This is a genomic window from Pseudomonas sp. (assembly GCF_036404235.1).
Classification (GTDB): Bacteria; Pseudomonadota; Gammaproteobacteria; order Pseudomonadales; family Pseudomonadaceae; genus Aquipseudomonas.
The window spans coordinates 1-22,588 of the sequence record NZ_DASWOT010000214.1 but is presented as its reverse complement, the minus strand read 5'-3'; the positions used below and the strand labels follow the sequence as shown (position 1 = coordinate 22,588).

The following is a 22,588-nucleotide window of genomic DNA, read 5'->3' as shown; positions in this document are numbered from 1 at the left end:
ATTAACCGGGTTCCTTCTTGTCGGGGGGGGGGCTGGGTTCAGTCGATGGCGTGACGCACGCAGTATTGAATTTTGCTACGAATTCGCTCAAGACGTTGCGACGCGACAGTCGCAGAAACTGTTCGCCGGAAATCCGTCATACACATGCTTTTACATCGATTGAATGAACAACGCCGAGTTCAAAAAACGCTGCAACCATTCACGCAACTTTGGATACGGGCTTTGCCAGAACCAATCCGGGTCGACAAAGCAGAACTGCCGAATGAACGGAGCGAGTGCTATATCAGCCAGCGTCAGGTGATTGGCCACCAGATAATCCCTTTGTTGCAGTCGACCTTCCAGCTCACATAAAAACACTTCTGCGCGCTGGCGATACTCCTCCTGAGAAAACTCCGGGTAGCGCACCGCGTATTTATAACGATCCAAATCCTGCTTGAACGCGCCGTCGTTTTGCGCGATCAATTGGGCGATTTCACGTTGTGCATCGGGGCTGGCGGTCATGGACCAATCGTGCGGATCATTTTGCGCCAGGGCCCAGTGCATGATGTCCAGGCTTTGCTCCAGCACTTCGCTGGCCAGCAGCAAAACCGGCACTGTGCCTTTGGGCGAGCGTTGTAGCATCTCTGCCGGCTTGGCCTTGAGGCTGACTTCGATGATATCGACGTCACAGCCGGCGTAGCGCAGGGCCATGCGCGCACGCATGGCGTAGGGGCAGCGCCGAAACGAGTAGAGCGTCGGCGTCGCGCTGTTGAGTGCGATCACCGACATTGCGCTTAGGCTTCTGTCAGTTCGCCGCAATCGGCAATGGTGACTTTCTTGCTGGTGCGGCCGGACTGTGAACCCAGGGCTTCGATGGCGCGGACCACGTCCAGGCCTTCGATGACTTTACCGAACACCACGTGTTTGCCATCCAGCCAGCTGGTGACGATGGTGGTGATAAAGAATTGGCTGCCGTTGGTGTTCGGGCCAGCGTTGGCCATGGACAGGTCGCCTGGCTCGGTGTGCTTGAGGGTGAAGTTTTCGTCGGCGAACTTATTGCCGTAGATCGATTTGCCGCCTGTGCCGTTGTGGTTGGTGAAGTCGCCACCTTGCAGCATGAAGTCGTTGATCACACGGTGGAATGACGAGCCCTTGTAGGTCAGGCCGTCGCCTTTTTCGCCGGTACACAGTGCGCGGAAGTTCTCAGCGGTTTTCGGCACCACGTCATTGCGCAGTTCCATGACGATGCGGCCCAGAGGCTCATCGTCGGCAGTGATGTCGAAAAATACTTTGGAGTTGGACATGCAAATTACCTTCTTCTTTAAGTTCGGCGCGACGGGGCGCGCGGTGGGTATAGCGTTGCACGAAACACCGGTTGGCGTTTTCGTGCCTGACAAAAGTCTGGATTATCCGTTATTGACCTCAACCGTGCTCAGGCCGTTGCCTTGACGCCGCACCTGAATTTGCACAGGTATCCGTTCGTGCATTTCCTGTACGTGGGAAATCACCCCGACCTTGCGTCCTTGGGCCTGCAAGCCGTCCAGCGCGTCCATCGCCAGTTGCAGCGACTCTGGGTCCAGGCTGCCGAACCCTTCGTCGATGAACAACGACTCGATTTTCAGCGTGCTCGACGCCATCGACGCTAGCCCCAGCGCCAAGGCCAGCGAGACCAGGAAGGTTTCGCCGCCGGACAACGAATGCACGGAGCGCAGTTCATCGCCCATCTCGGTATCCATCACCAACAGCCCCAGCATGCTGCCGCCGCGTTTCAGGCGATAACGCCGCACCAGCTGTTTTAGCTGGGCATTGGCGTGATGCACCAGCAGGTCGAGGTTGTAGGCTTGAGCGATTTTACGGAAGGTGTCGCCGGTCGCTGAGCCAATCAATGCACTGACTCGGCCCCAGCGTTGATACTCTGCCGTGGCCAACGCAATGCGCTCTTGCAATTGGCTGTTGGCGTTGCGTCGGCGTTCGTCCTCGCTCAATTGCGCGCGCAGTTCGGCGCATTGCTGCTCGTGGCTGGCGGCGAGGTTTTGCGCCTCCAGTAAGGCGCTCGACAGGTGTTCGGCGCTGATGATGTCGCTGTGCTGCGCTTGATGCTGTTGGACCTGTTTTTCGCGTTCCTGGACCAGCACGCGTGCCTGCTCCAGGTTTTTTTCGCTGAGCTGCAATTGCTGGCGAAGTTGACTGACAGCCTCTTCGTCATAGCCGAGCAAGCCGTCAAGCGCTGCATCGTCGAGTTCACTGTGGGCGTTGCGCCATTCAAGGATCTGCCGGTCGAGTTCGACCAATTCTTGCCCCAGCCCTTGTAGTTGCTGGCGCTCGCCGTCCAGTTCTGCCGTCAGTTTGATCAGCTCACCACGCGCCTGTTGCAGCGCATCGCTGGTCATGCTTTGAGCGGTGCGCGCCTGTTCGACGGCCTGTTCCAATTGCTGCTGCCATTGCTCGGCGCTGGCCCGCTCGCCGAGTAACTCGCTCAAGCGTTGTTGACCGGCCAAGTGCTGCGCCTGACTGACGTGTAGCCGTTGCTGCAATTGCTCATGCAACTGTTGGCGATTGAGCTGCGCAAGTTGATCCAGCTCGATCTTTTTGGCTCGCTCGCTGTGTTCCTGTTGCTCATCTTTTTGCTGGTCGAGTTGCTCAAGGCGCCGTGCGATGTCGTTGTCCAGTTGCATGAAGCTTTCGGTAGCTGACTCACGCCACTGCGGCAGGCTTTCGGCAGGCAGCAACGCTTCGAATTCTTGTAGCGCGGTTTCGAACGCCTGATTGTCCTGCGAGATACTGCGCTGCTGGTCGTCGAGCAGTTTCATCGCCTGCTGACTGGCATCGCGAGCGGCCTGAACGTGTTGCTGCAAGCCTTCGGCCTGCTGTTGAACCTTGAGCAAACGCGTCTGGCGCTGCTCGCTGCCAAGAATTTCCTGCGCCAGTGTGTGTAAGCGCTCGCCGAGCCAGTCGCCGCGCTGCTGCTCTGGCTGTTCAAGCAGGCGTGGGTATAGCGCGTGCGCTTCGAGTTCCGGGGTGATTTTCTGCAACTGCTCGCTGAGTTGGTCCTGTTGCGGTTTGGACTGCTTGAGCTGGCTATTGAGCTCCAACACTTCGGCACGCAGTTCCGCGAGTTTTTCGCTGAGCTGGCTGACCTTCAGGCGCGCAGCGGTTTCCTCGCTGTCGTCATGCCCGGACAGTGCTTCAAGCAGCGCGGCGGACTGGTGATACGGATGCTCTTGGCTGCCGCACACTGGGCAGGGTTGCTGATCGATGAGCTGATCGCGCAGTTGTTCAACACTGGCGCTGCGTGCCAGGCGCTGACGTTGCAGCAGTTCAACGGTGACCTTCAGCGCTTGCTCGGCGGCCTCGTGTTCGGTCTTTAGTTGCAAGCCCAAGGCGATGCTTTGCGTGCGTCGTTCGTTGGCCTGTTGCTGTTGAAGCTGGATGTCGCGCAGGCGGCTGTCGAGGTCCTGATGGCGCTGCCATAAACGCTCCAGTGCATCGCTGGCACTGTGTTGCTGGCGGTTGTCTTGCAGCAATTGGCCGAGGCGCTGGATTTCTTCGTTGACGGCGTCGGCTTTCACGTCGGCTTCGCGGTACAACGTGTCCAATGCGCTTCTGCGTTCTGTCAGCTCTTGCTCGGCGCGGGTTGCGTTCTGTTCGAGCTGCGGCAGCTCTTCACGGCCTTTTTTCAGGCGCGCGCTGAGCGTGACGGTTTGCTGCAAACGGGTTCGATACGCAGGCCACGCCTGGGTCAGCGGCGCCAGTGCGGCGCTGTGTTCCAGTTGTGTGGCGATCGATTGCAGGCGTTGCTCACGCTCACGTTGTATTTCGATCAGCCTGTCCAGCTCGGCTTGCCCTGCCGCGCTGGCTTGCAGCGCAACATTCGACTGTTCGGTAACGTCGAGCAACGCCTGATTCAGGTGGGTCAGGTTGCTCTGCTGTTCGAAGGCCTGACGCAGCAGTGGCGCCGCCGAGGCCTGTTGCTCTTGTGCCTGTTGCAGACTGCTTTGTGCCGCGAGGAGGGTTTCTTCCTGGGATGTCTGTCGTGCCAGAAGCTCGCTCTGCTGTTGAATATGTTGCTGTATCACCGCGCTCAGCGGGCCGATCTGCCCGTCGAGCTTTTTACGCAGGGCGAACACATGCCGCTGCGGCGCGAGTCGCTCCAGTTGTCCGAGCCGCTGACGCTGGCCGCTTTGGTTATCCCAGTCTTGTTGCGCACGGGTCAGTTGTTCGGTCGTACTCAGATGCTCGTCACGCAGACGTTGCAGTTCAGTCAGCCATTGTTGCTTGAGCTCAAGCTGACGCTGTTGGGCTTGATGGGTTTTCAGTTGCTGCTGGGCATCGTTGAAGCGCTGCTCAAGTTCGGCACGTTGTTCGGGCGCCATGGGAGTGACTCCCGTCGCCAGCAGACTCAGGTCGTCGCAAGCCTTTTTTGCTTCGCTGGCCTTGCTGTAGGCGCGACGGCCGAGCTGGCTGTAGATTGCCGTGTCGGTGAGCTTTTCCAGCAGCTCGCTGCGCTCTTTGTCGTCGGCCTTGAGGAATGCGCTGAACTCGCTTTGCGCGAGCATGACGGCCCGGGTGAACTGCTCGAAATTCAACCCCAGGCGCGCTTCCAGTAGCGGTTTGTAGTCGGTCTTGTTCTGACTGAGAATCTGCTCGCTGTCCAGGTCAGTCAGGGTCTGGCGACTGGCCTGCAATTTTTTGCTGGCGTTATCGCGAGCACGATTGGTTTCCCAACGGGCGCGATAACGACGTTTGTCGATGCCGACGAAATCCACTTCGGCGTAACCGCTGCCGGTGCCACGACGCAGCAGGTTGCGCGGGTCGCTGGTGCCGATGTCGCCGTCGATCTCCGGGACTTTCGATTGGCCGATGTTGTTCAGGCGCGGAATGGCCCCGAACAGCGCCAGACACAGGGCATCGAGCAGCGTGCTTTTACCGGCGCCGGTGGGGCCGGTAATCGCAAACAGTCCCGCACTGGCCAATGGCTCGGCGGTGAAGTCCAACTCGAAGGGCCCAGCCAGCGAGGCGAGGTTTTTCAGGCGAATGGCGAGAATCTTCATGGCTGTTCGCTCTCCAGCTGGACGTCTTGCAACAACTGGGCGAAATCCTTGAGCGTCTGTTCGTCCACCTCGCTGCCGTAGTTCTCCAACCAGGCGCGGCTGAATAATTCCTGCGGGCTGAGTTGATCAAGTTCGATCAAGCCCGCGCTGTCGTCGTCATCGCCATTGGCGCCCTTGCCCGCGTATTCGGCGGCGATCCGCACCAGACGCACGGCTTTGCCTTGCAATGCGGTTTCGATCTGGTTGCGCAGGTCCGGTTGCGGTTCGTCGAGGCGCACGCGCACCTCCAGCCAGGGCTGACGGTCGATGTCGGCGAGCAAGTCGATGTCGGGCAGGTCTTTGAGTTGCAGCAGCAGTTCGGCCAGTGGCGCGGGGCCGACACGTTGCAGATTGACCGCACGAGGAATCAACAGTGTTTCAACGCTGGTCAGCTTGTCGCCCTTGCAGTTGATTTCGAGGATCTGGTGTTGGTAGCCGATTTCTGAAAATGACAGGGGGATCGGCGAGCCGCTGTAGCGGATGCGTTCTTCGCCGTTGACCCGTTGCGGCTTGTGCAGATGGCCGAGGGCGACGTAGGTGATGCTCTCGCCGAACAGGCTGGCGGGCAGGGCTTCGGCGTTACCAATGATCAGGCTGCGTTCGGACTCTTCCGACACCGAGCCACCCGCCATGTGCGCATGGCTGATGGCGATCAGCGCTTGGCCGGGCTCGCGCTTGAGGTTGGCCGCTTTGATCAGCAGTTCGTGCACACGACCGATACCGCGCAGGTAGTTGTCGCCGAGCGTCGGCCCCGTGACTTCGGCCGGGCGCAGGAAGGGCAGGGCCAGGCACCAGGCTTTGATTTTGCCCTTGGCGTCGGGCAATGGCAGCAGCAGACGCTCGACATCGAGGGTGCCGTCGTCCAGCCACAGTACCCGACCCAACGCGTGGGTGCGCAAACGGCGCATCAGCGGTGCGGGCAGCTCGATGCGCGAGCCGGAGTCGTGGTTACCGGCGATCATCACGATGGTCAGTTTGGGTTGTTGCTCATGGGCGTTGACGATGAAGTCATACAGGCGTTCCTGAGCTTTGACCGGCGGATTGACCGTGTCGAAGATGTCGCCGGCGATCAGCAGCACATCCGGTGCGCGCTCAGCCAGACGCGCCAGCAACCAGGTGAGGAAACTGGCGTGTTCGAAGTCTCGCTCCTGGCCGTGGAGGTTTTGGCCCAGGTGCCAGTCAGAGGTGTGGAACAGACGCATTGGATTACCTTGTTTCAAATATTGATGTAGCAGGGGACGCTGATCGTTGGAGTGAGGCTTGCCCGCGAACTGTTCGCGCGATGCAGGATATTCGGTGAATGTACCAGCCCCCTTCGCGGGCAAGCCTCGCTCAACAGGGACAGGCGAGCAACAGTCGCGTTCAGCCGTTATTACTTTGGATACAACGGCGGCAAACTATTATCGTCATGGTTGTCCTGTGGTCGTTCAATCGCAGGCAGTGCTTTGACTGCGCGCCATAAATCTTCACCCAGCCATAATTGTTCGGTTTCGCTGTACAGCGCACCGTTCAGACCGTCCAGAGCGTCGGACAGCGGCACAAAGCGCGCAGCCATGTCGGCCAGGGTTTCCGGTTGCTGCCGTGCCCAGGCGTCCAACGCCTGCCGGGTTGCCTGTGGGTCGTTGGCCAGGCTCGCACGTTTGAGGTCATCGAGCACCGTGCGTGGGCTCGGCCCGGCCTGCGCCACTCGGCTCAGGGCCGGTTGCCAGCGGGCGCGCCACCACAGGCCAAATCCCAGCAGCGTGGTGAAACTCAGCAGTACCGTCGCCAACTGCCACGGCCAGACCGGCGCGCCGATGACGATCAGTCCGGCGTTGTCGCTGACGGGCGTATCCACCGACAACGCAGGGTTGTTACTGACTTGTAAGGTCCTTGCGGGCAGCGAGCTGTGTTCGAGGTGGTCTTCGTGGGTGTTCCACCAGACCAGGTCCACGGCGGGTAAATCGATTGCGCCGGCGCGGTTTGGCACCAGCGCCTCACGCTCTTCGCGAGTACCAATCAAACCACGTTCGCTGGCCAGGTTGGCCAGTTGAGGCTGATCGGGATAGCGCCGCAAGGCACCGACATCGGTGGCGGGCAACGGTGGCAGTTGCGCGCTGGACAACCCTTCGACCTTCAACGTCAGGGTACGGGTCAGCGAATCGCCCACTTGGCTATGGCCGGGTTCCGGGTTCCAGGTTTCGCTCAGGTTGACGCTGCGCGCGGGCAGCCAGGCGCTGTCGGCTGGATAATTGGGGGGCTGCGGTTTGACCTTCAGCGACAACGGCGTCGAGGTCACCCGTATCACTTTGCCTGGCTTGGGCCCGAACGGGTTGATGTCGTTGTTTTGTGGCTGGCCCTGACCGCTATTTTGCGTTGCAGGGTCCTGCACCAGTGTTGCGCTGAACACCTGCGGCGGGATCAGCAGATCGCCGCTGTGCTGCGGATAAAGCGCATAGCGCATCTCGATCACGCCATGACGAGTGTTGTTGATCAGCTTTTCATAGGTGCGAGTTTCGCCGAGTTTTTCGATCCGTGCGTCGGGCACTTGCAGTGGCGTAAGGTTGCTGTCATCGAACAGCGACACCGAATGATAGATGCGCAGGGTCATGACCGCCTGCGCCTGCACGTAGACCGTCTCCTGATCGAGGCTGGTTTCGATGAATACCGGCGCCAATTGCTCCTCCTGAGGGCTGGTCGAAGGCTCGACCTGCGCCACTTGCAGGGTGATCGGCTGGCTTTTCATCTCGCCCAGTTGCAGCTCGGGAATCACAACAGAACCACTGTGTTTTGGCATCAGGGTGATGAGCCAGCGAGTGGTGGCCTGGACGTTGCCATCCAGTGTCGTCGAGCGATTGACCTGACGCGTGCCCCGTACTTCGAAATCGGTGTCAAGCACGCTGATGTCCGGCTTGCCGAACAGCGTCGGGTCGTTGGACTCCAGGGTCAACTCGACGGTTTCCCCGGTGTTCAGGCGTGCGCGATCAACGCTGGAGAGCAATGTCGGTGCGGGTGTTGCGGCCTGTGTCGACAGCGCGACCAGGCACAACAGCCAGCCGATCATTAACCTGTGTACACGACTCATCGGGTCTTTTCCTGATGCTGCTGTTGTTCGTACCAGAATTTGCGCCGCAGCAGCTCGCCTGGTTCATCGGGGATCTGCCGCAGCCATTGTTCAAGTGCTTGCTTTTGTTCGCTGTTGATGACGCCGTTGGCCGGTTTTATCGGTGCTCGGGTCGTTTCGTCATCGTTGAGTGCCGATTCAAGCGTCTCGTTGCCTGCTGATATGTCTTGCCGATTGCCGGGGTTGTTTTCCTCACCCGCTTGCAATGGGGTTTGTTGGTTTTTTTGCGCGTCGACAGTGCCACTGCGCGGGTTGTCGCCATTGTCGTCGCTTTCACTTTGGCTTTTGCTGTTGTCGTCGACCACTGGTTGTTTGTTCTGCTCAAGGATGTGCTGCACCAACGCGCGATTGGCCGTGGCGGCAGGGAAGTCGGGTTGTCGGTCCAGCGCCTGATCGTAAGCATCCAGTGCGGCTTCTAGTTCCCCGCCTTTGGCCAGGGCATTGGCGCGATTGTAATGATCGATGGCGCTGCTGCCTTGGGCAAAGCGCTGGGCGGCACCGGCGTAGTCCCCGGCTTCGTAGAGTGCAATGCCTTGCCATTGCGGGTCTTCGAAACGACGCGCGGCGTCTATCGGGCGATGCCGCTCAAGCAAGCGTTGGCCCTGTTGATCGGGGCGTAGCCACAGGTCCTTGAAGTCGAAGGCATAACTGTTTTGCGGCAGCATCAACAACAGCGGCAGGCACAACATCCAGCCGCGTCGCCCCGCACAGGCCGCCAGCAGCAACAGCGGCAAGAGCAACCAGTAACCCTGATCGGCCCAGGTGTCGAGCTGGATGATTTGGCCATCGCTGCGGATGTTTTTCGGGCTGTCGAGTAGGCCGAGCTCGCGCAGGTCCTGGTCACCCATGCGCAAGGTGCTGTAGCGGCCGTCGAATTGTTCGCTGAAGTCCTTGAGGCTGGCGCTGTCCAGACGCGGCACCAGAATCGCGCCTTGAGCGTCCTTGAGGAAGCCGCCTTTTTCCTGCGCAACGGGTGCGCCTTCTGCCGTACCAACACCGAGAATCAGCAGCGGCTGTGAGTGACCGCTCATGGCCAGGCGAATGCCCTGACGTTCCTGCTCGGTGAGTGATGAGCCAATCAGCAGCAAACGGCCCTGACCCAGCGCGCCTTGCTTGAGCAAATCAAGAGCCTTTTTCACAGCCAGATCAGCACGCTGACCGCTTTGGGGCATGATCGATGGCTTGATCGCGTCCAGCAGATTATTGCTGGTCGCGACGTCATCGGACAGCGGCACCAGCGTGTGAGCGCTGCCAGCGTAGACGATGATCGCGGTCTGCGAGTCGCTGCGCGCCTGCAACAGGTCCATGAGTTTGCGTCGGGCCTGCTCCAACCGCGTCGGCGGGCTGTCGGTGGCGAGCATCTCCGGGGTCAGTTCAAGCATGATCACCAAGGGGTCGACGGGTCTCTGGCTGGTCTGCTCGACCCGCTGCCAGCTAGGCCCCAGCAGCGCCAACAGGGCAAGCGCCCAACCCAGGCCCATGGCGATCCACGGCAGTTTGCTTTCGCGCCCGTTGCCACCGTTAAGCAACACCGTATGAAAGGCGACGGGCAGGATCATCTGCCAGCGTCCGATGCGTTTTTGCCGGTTCCATAAACGCCAGAGCAACCAGCCCAACAGCGGCAGAATCAGCAGCCACCATGGACGAAACCAATGCGGCCAGAGCGCGATCACTGGCGCCTCCTGAGCTGCTTGAAACGCTGACGCCATTGCGGGACCACTTGCAACGCCGGTTGGCGTTTAAGGAACTGGTAAAACGGATTATTTGGCCAGCGTTCGTGAATCACCAGCAATACGCTCAGCAACAAGGCTGCACCCAGCGGCCAGTGGTAAAGCGCCCTGGTTGGGCGGGCCTGGGTCGGTTGTTGCGTTACGGGTTCGAGGGCGTCGAGTGTTTGACCGATCTTTGCCAGTTGCACGCCATCGCGCGCCCGGAAGTATTGACCGCCGGTGATGTCGGCCAGTTCTTTCAATGACGCTTCGTCAAGGTCCAGGCTTGGATTGAGGCCCAGCACGCTGGCCACGCCTTTGTCCGGGTCGGCGCCGATGCCGATGGGATAGATCTTGACGCCTTCCTGGGCTGCCAATCGTGCCGCCGTGGCCGGGTCGATCTGCCCACTGTTGTTAGCACCATCGGTGATCAGTACCAGCACCCGGCTTTGTGCCGGGCGCAGGCGCAGGCGTTTGAGTGCCAGCCCGATGGCGTCGCCGATGGCGGTGTTTTTACCCGCGATACCAATGCGCGCTTCATCGAGCCAGACCCTGACGGTATGCCGGTCGAAGGTCAGCGGCGCTTGCAGATACGCCTGACTGCCAAACAGGATTAGCCCTACGCGATCACCTTGACGATGTTCAAGAAAATCGCCCATCAGCAGCTTGACCAAGGTCAGGCGGCTGACTTCATCGCTCTTCCAGGTCATGTCCGGGTAATCCATGGACCCGGACACGTCCACGGCCACCAGCAAATCCCGCCCGCTGGCGGCAATCGGTAACGGATCACCCAGCCATTGTGGGCGTGCGGCAGCCATCAGCAACAACAGCCACAGGCTGACGAAGGGCAATTGCCGGCGCCAGCCAGGCAGATTGGACCGTGCGCGGCGACCGGCCATGCCTTCGAGTTCACTGAGGAAACTGACTTTCAGCGCAGCCTCGCCGCTGTCTGCGATGGGGAGCACAAAACGCATGATCCACGGCAAGGGCAAGGCCAGAAAGACCCAGGGCCAGGCGAACTCAAACATGTTTGCGAATCCAGGTATCGACCGACTGTGTAAGCCCGTTGATGGCTTTGTCGTCGAGTTTGCATTCCGGCTTGTAGGCTCCTTCGACAAGGATCATCCAACGCGTCAGTCCGGCAGCCGGGCAGCGATTATCCAGAAACGCCAGCCATTTGCGGCCGTTCAGTGTGTGGCTCTGGCTATAGGGGTAATGGTTGCGGCACAGGCGTTTGAGCAGGCCATTGATTTGTTGCAGCCAGGCGCCGGCGGGGGCGCCATCGTAGGGTTTTGGCAGGCGAGCCAACTCATCCAGTGCGGCTTGGCGTAACGGGTCGAGCGGTTGTTCGGCTTTTTGCGTACGAGCCTTTTGCGGCATAAAGCGCCGCGCGTGCCAGGCGCCATAAGCCAGTGCCGCAACGACCATCAGCAACATCCACCAACCGGGCGCCGGGGGCCAGAAACCGATAGCGGCGGGGGCAATCAAGGGTTGCAGTTTATCCAGCGGGTTCATTTCTGTTTTACCGGATGCTGGGCGTTGAGGTATTCGCGCAGTTGCTCGACCATCTCGCGCTGCGTGCTCAGGGGCATCATCAATACCCGAAGTTTTTGCGCGAGCCGTTCCCAGCGCGCGACCCGTGCTTCGCCCTGGGTGCGATAGGTCTGGCGCAGGTCGGGGTTGAGTGTGTCGAGTTCCAGTTGCGCGCCATGCTCGGTAAAACGCAGCAGGCCAGCGGCAGGCAGGGCATGGTCCAGTGGATCGGAGATCGGCAGTAACAACAGATCGCAATGCCGTGACAGCAACGACAGTTGTTGCTCCACGGAGTCGGACAACGCGCGTTCGTCGCAGAGGATGATCGCCAGACTGCCGGGGCGCAGCACTTCGCGCGCCCGGCGCAGGGCGATGCCAAACGTATCGCGGTCGGCGAGGGCTTCGGTGTGCAGGGATTGATTGGCTCGCACCAGCCGGTTAAGCAACTGCAACAGGCTCTGTTTACTGCGACGCGGCTTGATTTCATAGTGCTCGTTGTCGCCGAACACCAGCCCGCCGACCCGGTCGTTATGGCCCAGGGCGGCCCAGCCGACCAGCGCCGCAGCCTGGGCTGCCATGACCGATTTGAACATCAGCCCAGAGCCGAAGAACAAGCGCCGGCTCTGCTCGACCATGATGAAAATCGGCCGCTCGCGCTCTTCATGAAACAGTTTGGTGTGCGGCTCCTGAGTGCGCGCAGTCACGCGCCAGTCGATGGTGCGTACATCGTCTCCGGCCTGATACACCCGAACCTGATCGAAATCTACCCCGCGACCGCGCAGCTTGGAGTGGTGCAGGCCAATCAGCGGGCTGCGTCGGCTGGGTGTGGAAAACAGCTGAACTTCCCGCACGCGATGGCGCATTTCGATCAGCTCGGCGAGGCTGACGCGAATGCCGGGTTGGGAAATCAGATAAGGCTGCATGGTCAGGCGACGGCAACGACGTCGAGAATGCGTTGAATCACTTTGTCCTGATCGACGCCAGCGGCCTCGGCTTCAAACGACAGAATGACCCGGTGGCGCAACACATCGAACAGCACCGCTTGAATGTCTTCGGGGCTGACGAAATCTCGCCCGGCCAGCCAGGCATGGGCGCGGGCGCAGCGGTCCAAGGAAATTGAACCGCGCGGGCTGGCGCCATAGGCGATCCACTCGGCCAGCTCCGGATCGAACTTGGCCGGCGTGCGCGTCGCCATTACCAGTTGCACCAGGTATTCCTCGACGGCATCGGCCATGTACAGGCCGAGGATTTCCTTGCGTGCGGCAAAAATCGCCTGCTGGCTGACCCTGCGTTCTGGCTTGGTCTCGCCATTGAGTGCCTCGCCTCGGGCCTGGGCCAGAATCTTGCGTTCCACGGAGGCGTCGGGGAAGCCGATCTTGACGTGCATCAGGAAACGGTCGAGTTGGGCTTCGGGCAGGGGATAAGTGCCTTCCTGCTCGATGGGGTTTTGCGTTGCCATCACCAGAAACAGCGGCGACAGGTCGTAGGTGCTGCGGCCGATGCTGACCTGGCGTTCGGCCATGGCTTCCAGCAGGGCCGACTGCACTTTGGCCGGAGCACGGTTGATTTCGTCGGCAAGCACCAGATTGTGGAAGATCGGCCCCTGTTGGAAGACGAAGCTGCCGGTTTCCGGACGATAGATTTCGGTGCCAGTGATGTCGGCGGGCAGCAGGTCGGGGGTGAACTGGATGCGGTGAAACTGCGCTTCGATGCCTTCGGCCAGTTCTTTGATTGCCTTGGTCTTGGCCAGGCCGGGTGCGCCTTCGACCAACATATGGCCATCGGCGAGCAGGGCAATCAGGAGTCGTTCAACCAGTTTCTCCTGCCCGAGAATCTGTGTTGAGAGAAAGGTTCGCAGCGCGATCAACGCTTCACGATGTTCCATCGATGACGGTTCCTGGCAGGGTAGGCAGCAGCGCCAAAACGGCACCGAAGCTGGGGGCGTTACTTTAATCCATCCCGGGGCTGGCGACTAACGGCGAAGGTTTTTTTTGCGCAACTAAATCAAGAAGCAAGGGACTACAAATCCTGAGCCATAACCCTCGTAGGCAGGCTCGCCCCAATACCGTGTCGGGTTACAAAAAGATTACTCGGCATTTTTTTGCAGCGAATGTGCAGGGAGCAAGGGTTCGGCGTGGCATACGCCGCTGGCGCGTATACGCCGCTTGTCGCTTGGGAGGACCTTCTGCCACAGTCGGTGCTTAGCTTCTATTTAATAGGTCTTCAGCAGTGGCCATCAGGGATAGGTACTCAGGATGAGTGGCTGCTATGAAGAAGAAAATTCCCAAGGATTCCGTCAAACCCATTACTGCAATGGATGTGCTGCTGCAGAAAACCGGTCAGCCGCAAAGCCGTAGTGCCTCTCTCTTGGAACAATACCCGTCGGTCATGAGCCTGGCGCGGGCAGATGTTGGGCAGTTGATGAAAAGCAACCCCGGCCTGCACATCACCCAAGCGCGCAAACTGCATGAACAAGCCACTGCCATGTCAGTGGTCATTGCCCGCCAGTTCCGCGAACAGCGTCTGACCGCTTCCGTTCGCCAGGCTAACCGCCCGCCGACTGGCATCAAAGGGTTGGTGGACGGCCCTACCTACACAGATATGTTCAACCCTGATTGGGCCAACCATTGCCCTCCCGACGCGATTGAAGCCACTACATCGCCTGTGGCGTACCTGGCCGACCTGTATCGCTACGCCAAAGAACTGGAAGCTACCGGCAAACCAGCGGAAGTCATCACCCTCGATGCTCGTAGGCCTGATCTCAAGGATCTTGTGCTTGATCACACGGCCCTCAATCGCATCGAGCCCACCATCGTGTTGGTCAATGAGATTCTGGAAAAATCGATTCGCAGCCATCTGGACGGCATCTCCCTGACGGACACGAGTGTCGACGACGCGCTGCTTGAGGCTCGCTATCCCAATGCATTGCCCTTCGAACGCTATACCAGCCAGATCAATTATGTGTTGGGGCGCAAGGGCTATTCCTTGGGTGACGTGATTCGGGCGGCTGATCCGGCGTATCCCTACTTCAAAGAGCCGGGTGTGCATTCGCTGCTTTCCGATACAGCGCTGATTCAGGACACCGGTTTTGGGCCGGTACAACAGGCGCTGCTGTTGGAAGCGCCGTATTTCCCCGATGCTGAGAAACAGACGCGTTCGTTGATTGCCGACAAGTGGCGCATCGACCCGCGTACACGTTTGCTGGTAGACGCTGGCGAGGGTGACGTACAGGCCACCAAGTTCTTTCAAGACAACTTCGGTGTTGGGGGGTTCTCTGACCTGGAGGATACCCAGACCTTCTGCCTGCGCACTGGTTTGAAAACCGAAGAGCTGGAAGCCCTGCTGTCGGTGGGCGCTTTTGCACCCAGTCCCTCACCAAACGTCACAGCCATTGCCGCAGGCGAGGTCGACGGCAGTGTGTCAGGCTCGGTCTACATCAATGCCGGTCAGGCCCCGGCAATGGCCATCGAAACCTTGCCCGGCGAAATGGCTGATGGCGTCCTGATACAAGGCCCGCGCCATCGGATCACCCATGCCAGCCCTGATCGTTTCGACCGCATGAACCGCATGATCCGCCTGGCGCGGTGGTTGGGTTTGCCGTTTGATGAGGTGGATCAAATCATCGTTGCCTGCATGCGAGCGGAAAATCAGAAGGACTTCCCGGTCATCACTACTGACACACTGCGGGCCATCGGGTTGTTTCAGACATTGCGAGGCAAATATAAGATGGCCTCCGAAGACTTTGCTGCACTGATTCAGGGTATTGGTGTTTACGGGCGCGGCAAGGAATCTTCACACTTTGATCGGGTATTCAACAGTCAGGCGTTATTTTCCATCCCGCTTAAACTTGATGACACACCCATGGTGTTGGCGCCTACTGTCGACGCAGAGCGGCAGAAAATAGATCATCTCTGCGCATCGCTCGGCATGACCTATGAAACGTTTCGTTATGTGGCTCGAGTTATCGTGCAGGCTCGTGGGGATCAACCACTGTTGTGGTCTATTGATGTGGTGTCGACATGTTATCGATTGACAAAACTACCGAAGTACTTAGGGAAGAGTGTAATTGAAGCCTTGGCGCTTATTGAAGTAATCGATAACGGCGCAACTCAGCTAATGTCAAAAATTGCAGGTGTAGCGCAAGTAAAAATGCACAGTTCGACGCCTGACAGTGACACATTAAGTGTTATTCATGCGTGGGTGGATTGTGTGGCGTGGATGCAAGGAGCTTCTTGGCAGGTGGAGCAGTTGTATTCATTTTTGGGTGCGAGATTTACTGAAATAGTTGCAACGGATGCTGAGCATAACTTGCTGGAGCAAATCAATCAGCGGTTACAATCGGCCCTAATCACCGAGAGCAGTTTTGCCGAAATAGGTGCGCCTAACTCACAGACTGTATGGACGCGCGATGCTCAGGGGCAAGATGGTCCGGCCATGCAGTCCATCGATTGGTTCGAAGAACTTCAAGCTTTCATTGATACCGGGGGCGAGACAGATGGCCTGACCAAAGGATTAATCAAGCACCTTGGAGATGCCTACGAGCCAAATTTTGAGCATCGCCTTATTGAGAATGTCAAGAAGGTCCTGGCAGATCTGAACCTTGTCGATGAGGCATTAGGTGTCAAGATATCTAACAGGGTGATGCGGGCGAGGGGCGAGCAAGGTGCATTGTTGATGGAGGGCCTTTCGGGTTATTTAAGCGTTTCCTCCGACCATGCGGATGCGCTTTTAACCTGGGCGCAGGGTAATAGCTATCTTCTATTGAGGGAAGTTCGCAGAGTGACGGGCGGCGATAACACGATACAGGTACCAATAGGCGATGACGTATTGGAGCTTTTCATGGAGCTGTCCAAGCGTGCAGCTGTCACCCGCCATCTTCAATTGGGGCCAGCGTTGATTCGCCAATTCCTGTCGCAGCCTGATTGGTTTGGCTTACCTCACACGGGCTTGTCATTTCCGGCTATCTATATTCTCACGCAGTACGCCAGCGTGGTTAGGCGCAGTGATCAAAGTGAAGATACCTTGCTTGATTATTTACGCCTGGTAAATACCTATAAGGGCACTACTGAGGGAGATAAAATAGTCATTCGCGAGAGCGCGGCACAACGGCTGAGTGCTTATTTGCGTTGGGGCGTACGTGATGTATTGGCGGTGGCGCTTTATCTCGACAGTGAAAACGGCGTCACTCGAACGTTGCAGAGTATAGATGTTGCTGGCCGTTTATCATTGTTGGGGCACCAGGCAAGCTTGGACGCCAAGGCACTTCTTGCTTTGAACGCGTTGGCGCCGACGAGTCAGACTTCGGAATATCGAGCTGCCGCCGAACAGGCGCTCAGCAATATCAATAGTTTTACATCCGAATCCCGTGAAAGCGAAGTCGGTCAGAGTCGAGCGCATACGATCACCGCGTCTACGGATTATCTGGTAGCCAAAAAACAGGATGAACAAGCCGTTTTTACTATCAACTTGCGGCATCTGACGGATGAGCCCGTTGCTGATGTGCCTGTGCGCTGGACGACAAGTCTGGGGCAGTTGAGTGATGAAACCGTTAGCACCAACGCGCAGGGTATGGCCTCCGTGACATTGGGCACCAGTTCCGAGATGGGCGTTGCAATTGTGCAGGCACACTTCGGTCTGGGGGAGACTCAAACCGCGCCGACTGTAACGATTGGTTATGACCGTGCCACCCTAGCAATCATTGATGGTGAACGAGATCCTTCTTCTGCTCTGGCTAACAGACTTGAGTCCGTTTCCTTTACAGCCGTGCTCGAAGATATGTATGGAAATGCTGGTATTGACCATCCGGTTACCTGGGAAACGACCCTTGGCGAGTTTCAGCGGCATATAACTCAGGGTGACAGCAATGGTGTTGCCAGGGCAGAACTGAAGAGTCTTACCCACGGCTCCGCACTCGTTGTAGCGAGGTGTGAAAATGGAGATGATTTTGTATTTTCTCCTGTTGAATTCATCAGTATTCCGTATTTTCAATACGTGCACTTTGCGAATGCTATAAGTGTTGGCTATGAGGTCAGGGTCGAGTGTCGAGTGGTGGAGATTGATGGCAGTCCGGCGCCAGCGGAAACAGCAGTTAAATGGACGACAGACAATGGCGAGTTCAACGTTACCTCCAGTACAACCAATGCTGATGGGTTGGCTAGCGCGCTACTGATTCCGGAGAGTGCAGGCAGTGTGATAGTTACGGTGGAGTCAGATTATGGTCCGATAAGTAAAAGCAGTGGCAGTGCGCTTGTGCATCCTGTCACGACACTTGAACTTACTGTGTCCAGTGACAAGTACATGATAGGTGCCGAGCCATTGGTATTCTCGAGCGGCTTAAAAATAGGCGACGCCCCGGCGGTTGGCCGACGTGTCGATTGGTACGTAGACAATATCCAAAGGCATAGCTCTGACTCCAATGGTGAGGGTGTGGCAGTTTTTTTATCCAGGTTTGCGTTGGGGCCTCATGGGGTTAAGGCCGTGATTACGGGCACGGATGTTGGAAAATCTGTGAATGTCCAGGCATTGGATTACAAGTATGAGTGTTCCTTGAGTGGTTTCTTGCTGTCGCAAGCGCCTGGTTTGTTGTCACGATATGAGACTTATACGCTAACTGTTAATGTGTTCAGCGGCGCTGAAGCTGTGGCAGGCGTGCCCTTCATGGTTAAGGCCAAGGGCGCTGAGGAGTTGGCGATAACGGTGGTCGGTTTGGGGACACCTCAGGAATCCAGCGCTGATGGTTTGACGTTCTCTATTACTTTCAGCGCAGTTGCCCTTACCGGGCCTTTCACACTTCAGATTGAAAGTGGCGGAACGGTGAAGTGGAGCGGCGATTATAAGGTTGGCTACTATTACAGGTTAGATATGGTCAGGTTTCACAGCTTGAGGAGTTACGCAACGCTTGCTCCTTATTCAGATATTTCAGACATTAATAGCATAGGGGGAGTATTGGAAGGGAAAACGATATACTCTGAAATTTCTATTGCTTCGGAAAACTGGAGTGGATCCCCGACGTTCCGAAATCCTTTTGGAGAACCTGCGAATGTGACTGCAGACTTCGGTGGTGGCGTGAAGCCGTCTCGTGGTGCTATTGCAGTCATTCAAGCCAAGTCTGCATTGGATGGTTGTTTTTATTTGGTCGAAAGCCAAAAGGAGGTAGACGTGAGTTAGGGAAGTGTTGATTTTTTAGTTGTTTTGGCGTTATCGGTTTTTGAGTGATGTCTCGATCAAGGCTCTGCATTGCTGATTTAGTATTTGAGCCTGAAAGTCGAGTGGCTTTAAATAAGCAGTGTTTTCATTTGTATTGTGTCGGGCATACTAATATGAATAATGGAATCGTTCCTGTACTGGAAGAGAATCGCCGTGATGCGTTAGTCTCTTATTATTTAGGGAAGATGGCCGCATCTCTGGATAATGACGCGTCTGCACAAGTCAAGACGCCAGAAGACCTCTACGAATACCTGCTTATCGACAATCAGGTCAGTGGCGAAGTCGACACCAGTCGTGTCGCCCAGGGCATTGCCAGTATTCAGCAGCATGTCCATGCCATCTACAACGGCATGGAGCCGGGGTTCGGTCAGGTGCAGGACATTGCGCAGCATCGAGCAGCGCTTAAGCAATGGCACGACGGCATGAGCGAGTACAGCACTTGGGCGGGGTACCAGATGGTGGCTGATTATCCCGAAAACTATCTCGACCCGTCTTTGCGTCTGGGTAAGACCGAGGCGTTTAAAACATTCGAAAGTGAGCTCGCGCAGTCGCGCATCAATCGTGACAACGTACAGAAAGCACTGGGCAATTATCTGGCCCGGTTCGAGGAAGTGAGCAATCTTGCGTCCGTGTGCTGCTATATCGACGGCGTGGATTTTCGCCGTGCCGACTATTACTTCGTCGGTCGGCAACGTATTGAACCGTTCGCTTATTACTGGCGCAAGGCAGACATCGACCTGAACGACGACAGTACCCATGTATTGCCTTCGGCATGGAGCGAATGGAAGAAGATTGACATCAAAACGGGGGGCACCATTACCCATGTACGAGCGGTGGTGGTGCAGGGGCGTTTGCATCTGGTGTGGCTTGAGCAGGTACGCGAGGTTCTGGACGACAATGGCAATTCGGTCGCGGACAGTTATCTGTATCACTTGAACACCAGTTATCTACAGAGCAACGGTCAATAGTGCCCAGCGATTTGCCTGTATCAATGCAACATGCCGTCGTTCGCGACGCTCGAAGCAGAAAACTATGTTCTTGTGGCAGTACTGGACAGTCGCGTGGAGGCATCGCCTAGGCTGGCGGTGGCGTTTCCAAGGAATGCAATTGGCGCTGCACCGCATGCGTTTGTTGTTTTGAGAGACAGGCTTTGGCAGCCAGTTCCGATGGATCCAACGGCGCAGGAATATCTATTGTATTCCTTGGTAACACAAATGCTCATGGGGGGTGGAGCAGGAGGAGCGCAGTTCGCCCTAGAGGGATTGGATCTCGACGGTAACCTATGGACACTCGACAGCGTGGTCTGGAACGAGGCAGGCGATAACTACGTAGCGCAACTTAACCGATACCTCGAACTCGATGTACGCGTTAAAACCATCGACGGCGTTTGCAATCTGGAGACGGTCGGTTTCTGTAATAAACCCTGGTACCTGGACGACCAGACTACAGGGGTGTTCCGTGGCAATTTTGGTCTGTGGAAAAACTCGAAGCGTTCCCCTTACCCCCTGACGCTCAATGGGTCTGCGCGAACGCCTGTACAGGTTGATCCCTGGTCCGTGAGCGGTGATGAGTTGAGTTATGGGATGCGCTTTGGTATGGACGACACGTCCACCGGCCTTGGCTATAACGAGTTCACCGTCACCCGCAAGCTGCGCTCCTTTGCTTTGCCGACGCTGATAACGACTGCTCAAGGTGGACAATTCCTCGACTTGCAAGCGCTTGAACTACCCAACCTGCGCTATGTACGCCTGAATACCACCTTCGCCGCTGAGTTGGCGCGTAAGGCCGAGCGCTCACTGGAAAGCGCGCTGGGCTGGGAAACCCAGCACACGCCGGAGAGCCCGGTGCCGGGTGACGACAAAGCAACCATCATCGACTTCAACGGCGCCAACGGACGTTATTTCTGGGAGTTGTTCTTTCACGTGCCGCATTTGGCCGCGTCACGGCTGAATCAGTGTTTTGATCATGCTGGCGCCGAGCAATGGCTGCATTACCTTTTCAATCCGCAGGTGCGGGTGGCGCCGTTGTATCCGCCACCGGAAAAAGTACATTGGCTTCCCTATTGGACCAGTCGCCCGATGGGCTTTGCCGACGACCCGCTGCACGACACCGCCGCTCCACGCGATCCGAATGTAATTGCCTATGGTGCGCCCTCGCACTACCGCAAAGCCGTTTTCATGCTGTACCTGGATAACCTGATCGCATGGGGCGACACACTTTATCGGCAGGCCAACCGCGATTCGCTCACCGAGGCCAAGCTGCTTTACGTGCGTGCGTTGTCCTTGTTGGGGCCGCTGTCCAAAGGGCGCAGCATCAGCCAATGGGCGCCCCAATCGTTAGCAAATGCCGCCCGTTATCAGCCCGAATCATTTACCGCGCTCGAGGCTTCAGGGCTGGATTGGCTACAACACGACACGCCGCACACGCTGGGCGACCAGCCCTGGTTGCGGTTGATCGATGCGCCGTGGTTTCGCTTGCCGGTCAATACTCGATTGCTGGACTTGTGGGAGCAGCTTGATCTGCGGCTGTACAACCTTCGCCACAATCTGACGCTTGATGGCAAACCCATGCAACTGGCGCTGTACGAACCACCCTCCAATCCGCTGGATATACTGCGCTCGCAACTGTCTGGCAGCAGCACCACGGTGCGCCGATTGGGGTCGATGGCGATTATCGCGCCCTATCGTTTTGCTGCCATGTTGCCGCGAGCGAAGGATGCAGTGGATACGCTGATCCGTTTTGGCGAGCAGGTGCGACAGTTCATGGAGTCCGGTGATCGCTCTGAGCAGCAAGGTTTGCAGCAGGGGCATTTACTGGAGTTGTCGGGCTTCGTCGAGCGGCTGGACGCCATGGCAATCGAGCAGGTGCAACTGAACCTCGAAGCGTTGCACGCTAACGGCAAGCAACTACAGGCGCAGGTCGATACCTACGATGAATGGATTGCACGGGATGTAAGTGACGCAGAACAACGCGCCGAAGAAATGCTCTCTGGTGCGAGCGCTGCTCGCATTGTTGCCGGCGCTGGCCGTAGCGCCGGTTATGCCCTGACCACTGCGCCCAACACGATCACATTCTTGCCTGGCCCTATTCCTGTTCCCATCCCAGGTGGCTGGCACTGGTCGGGGCCGCCATGGAGTGCTGCGTTGGCGGCGCAAAGCGTAGGGTCGTATCTGGCTGACAGCGCCGATGCGCACTTGCGTGCGGATGCACATCAGCGCAGGCGCAAGGAATGGCTATTTTTCAAGGATCAGGCGCAGAGCCAGCTTGAATCCCTGGCGCGGCAGGTCGAACAGCAGGAGATATTGATCCGCTCGGCGCAATTGAAGCGGGTCCGATCGCAGAACGCCCGCGAACAAGCGCAGGCGCTTTATGCGTTCATTCAGAACCGCGCCAGCAATGTTGCCTTATACCAATGGCTGCTTGGGCAGATGTCCACGTTGTACTTTCAGGCTTACGACGCGGTGCTGTCTTTATGTCTGGCGGTCGATGCGTGTTGGAAGTATGAAATTGGCGATGGCGATACGCGCTTCATTCCCGTTGATTCCTGGTTCGATAACCGCCACGGGCTGACTGCGGGCGAGAGTTTGAACCTTGGGCTGTTGCAAATGGAGTCGGCGTTCCTTGTTCGACAGGAACGACGCCTGGAGTTGATAAAAACCGTATCGCTGCGCCAATTGCTTCAGGATTATCAAGGCGAGGGCGGTGAAACCGGGTGGGCGGCGGTCATCGCCAGCCTGCGCAGCACGGGCGGCATCGAGTTCGCGTTTAAGCCGTCGTTGTTCGATCAGGATTATCCAGGCCATTACCTGCGTCAGCTTGTGCAGGTTTCGCTGTCATTACCTGGCGTGCTCGGCCCCTATGAATACACCACAGCGTTACTCGGTCAGCTTGCCAGCAGCTACTTGCTCAAGGCCGACATCGGTGGCACCCACTACATGTATCAGCAAGCCCAGGAGTTGGCGCAGGAG

12 protein-coding genes and 1 pseudogene are annotated in these 22,588 nt (G+C 57.7%); 3 read left to right on the top strand and 10 right to left on the bottom strand.

Annotated elements, in window-relative coordinates:
- Positions 1-150: 150 nt before the first annotated feature.
- The 10 genes from VGC62_RS26800 to VGC62_RS26755 all read right to left on the bottom strand — a co-directional run bounded on the left by VGC62_RS26800 (position 151) and on the right by VGC62_RS26755 (position 13,299).
- Positions 151-768, bottom strand: a complete 618-nt coding sequence (locus VGC62_RS26800; RefSeq protein ID WP_331190098.1) for a glutathione S-transferase — start codon at positions 766-768, stop codon at positions 151-153.
- Between the two features lie 5 nt (positions 769-773).
- Positions 774-1,283, bottom strand: a complete 510-nt coding sequence (locus VGC62_RS26795; RefSeq protein WP_331190097.1) for a peptidylprolyl isomerase — start codon at positions 1,281-1,283, stop codon at positions 774-776.
- A gap of 102 nt (positions 1,284-1,385) precedes the next feature.
- Positions 1,386-5,030, bottom strand: a complete 3,645-nt coding sequence (locus tag VGC62_RS26790) for an AAA family ATPase (RefSeq protein ID WP_331190096.1) — start codon at positions 5,028-5,030, stop codon at positions 1,386-1,388.
- Complete coding sequence (locus tag VGC62_RS26785) at positions 5,027-6,271, bottom strand: exonuclease SbcCD subunit D C-terminal domain-containing protein (RefSeq protein ID WP_331190095.1); 1,245 nt, start codon at positions 6,269-6,271, stop codon at positions 5,027-5,029. Before VGC62_RS26785 ends, VGC62_RS26790 begins: the two co-directional genes overlap by 4 nt.
- Before the next feature lie 170 nt (positions 6,272-6,441).
- Positions 6,442-8,133 carry a BatD family protein gene (locus VGC62_RS26780; RefSeq protein ID WP_331190094.1) on the bottom strand — a complete coding sequence of 564 codons (1,692 nt, stop codon included), beginning with the start codon at positions 8,131-8,133 and terminating at the stop codon, positions 6,442-6,444.
- The gene (locus VGC62_RS26775) at positions 8,130-9,845 is read right to left on the bottom strand and encodes a vWA domain-containing protein (protein WP_331190093.1); all 1,716 of its coding nucleotides are present in this window, start codon (positions 9,843-9,845) and stop codon (positions 8,130-8,132) included. The genes VGC62_RS26780 and VGC62_RS26775 overlap by 4 nt, the downstream gene beginning before the upstream one ends.
- On the bottom strand, positions 9,842-10,909 hold the full coding sequence (locus VGC62_RS26770; protein WP_331190092.1) for a VWA domain-containing protein: 1,068 nt from the start codon (positions 10,907-10,909) through the stop codon (positions 9,842-9,844). The genes VGC62_RS26775 and VGC62_RS26770 overlap by 4 nt, the downstream gene beginning before the upstream one ends.
- Complete coding sequence (locus VGC62_RS26765; RefSeq protein WP_331190091.1) at positions 10,902-11,396, bottom strand: DUF4381 domain-containing protein; 495 nt, start codon at positions 11,394-11,396, stop codon at positions 10,902-10,904. Before VGC62_RS26765 ends, VGC62_RS26770 begins: the two co-directional genes overlap by 8 nt.
- Positions 11,393-12,337, bottom strand: a complete 945-nt coding sequence (locus tag VGC62_RS26760; RefSeq protein ID WP_331190090.1) for a DUF58 domain-containing protein — start codon at positions 12,335-12,337, stop codon at positions 11,393-11,395. Before VGC62_RS26760 ends, VGC62_RS26765 begins: the two co-directional genes overlap by 4 nt.
- A 2-nt stretch (positions 12,338-12,339) precedes the next feature.
- The gene (locus VGC62_RS26755; RefSeq protein WP_331190089.1) at positions 12,340-13,299 is read right to left on the bottom strand and encodes a MoxR family ATPase; all 960 of its coding nucleotides are present in this window, start codon (positions 13,297-13,299) and stop codon (positions 12,340-12,342) included.
- A gap of 383 nt (positions 13,300-13,682) precedes the next feature.
- Between VGC62_RS26755 and VGC62_RS26750 the strand changes: the two genes are divergently transcribed.
- The 3 genes and pseudogenes from VGC62_RS26750 to VGC62_RS26740 form a co-directional block, all read left to right on the top strand.
- The gene (locus VGC62_RS26750; protein WP_331190088.1) at positions 13,683-18,581 is read left to right on the top strand and encodes a Tc toxin subunit A; all 4,899 of its coding nucleotides are present in this window, start codon (positions 13,683-13,685) and stop codon (positions 18,579-18,581) included.
- Between the two features lie 152 nt (positions 18,582-18,733).
- Positions 18,734-19,588, top strand: a complete 855-nt coding sequence (locus VGC62_RS26745; RefSeq protein WP_331190087.1) for a neuraminidase-like domain-containing protein — start codon at positions 18,734-18,736, stop codon at positions 19,586-19,588.
- A 225-nt stretch (positions 19,589-19,813) separates the two neighbouring features.
- Positions 19,814-22,588 (top strand): annotated as a pseudogene (locus VGC62_RS26740) (hypothetical protein); the annotation flags it as partial.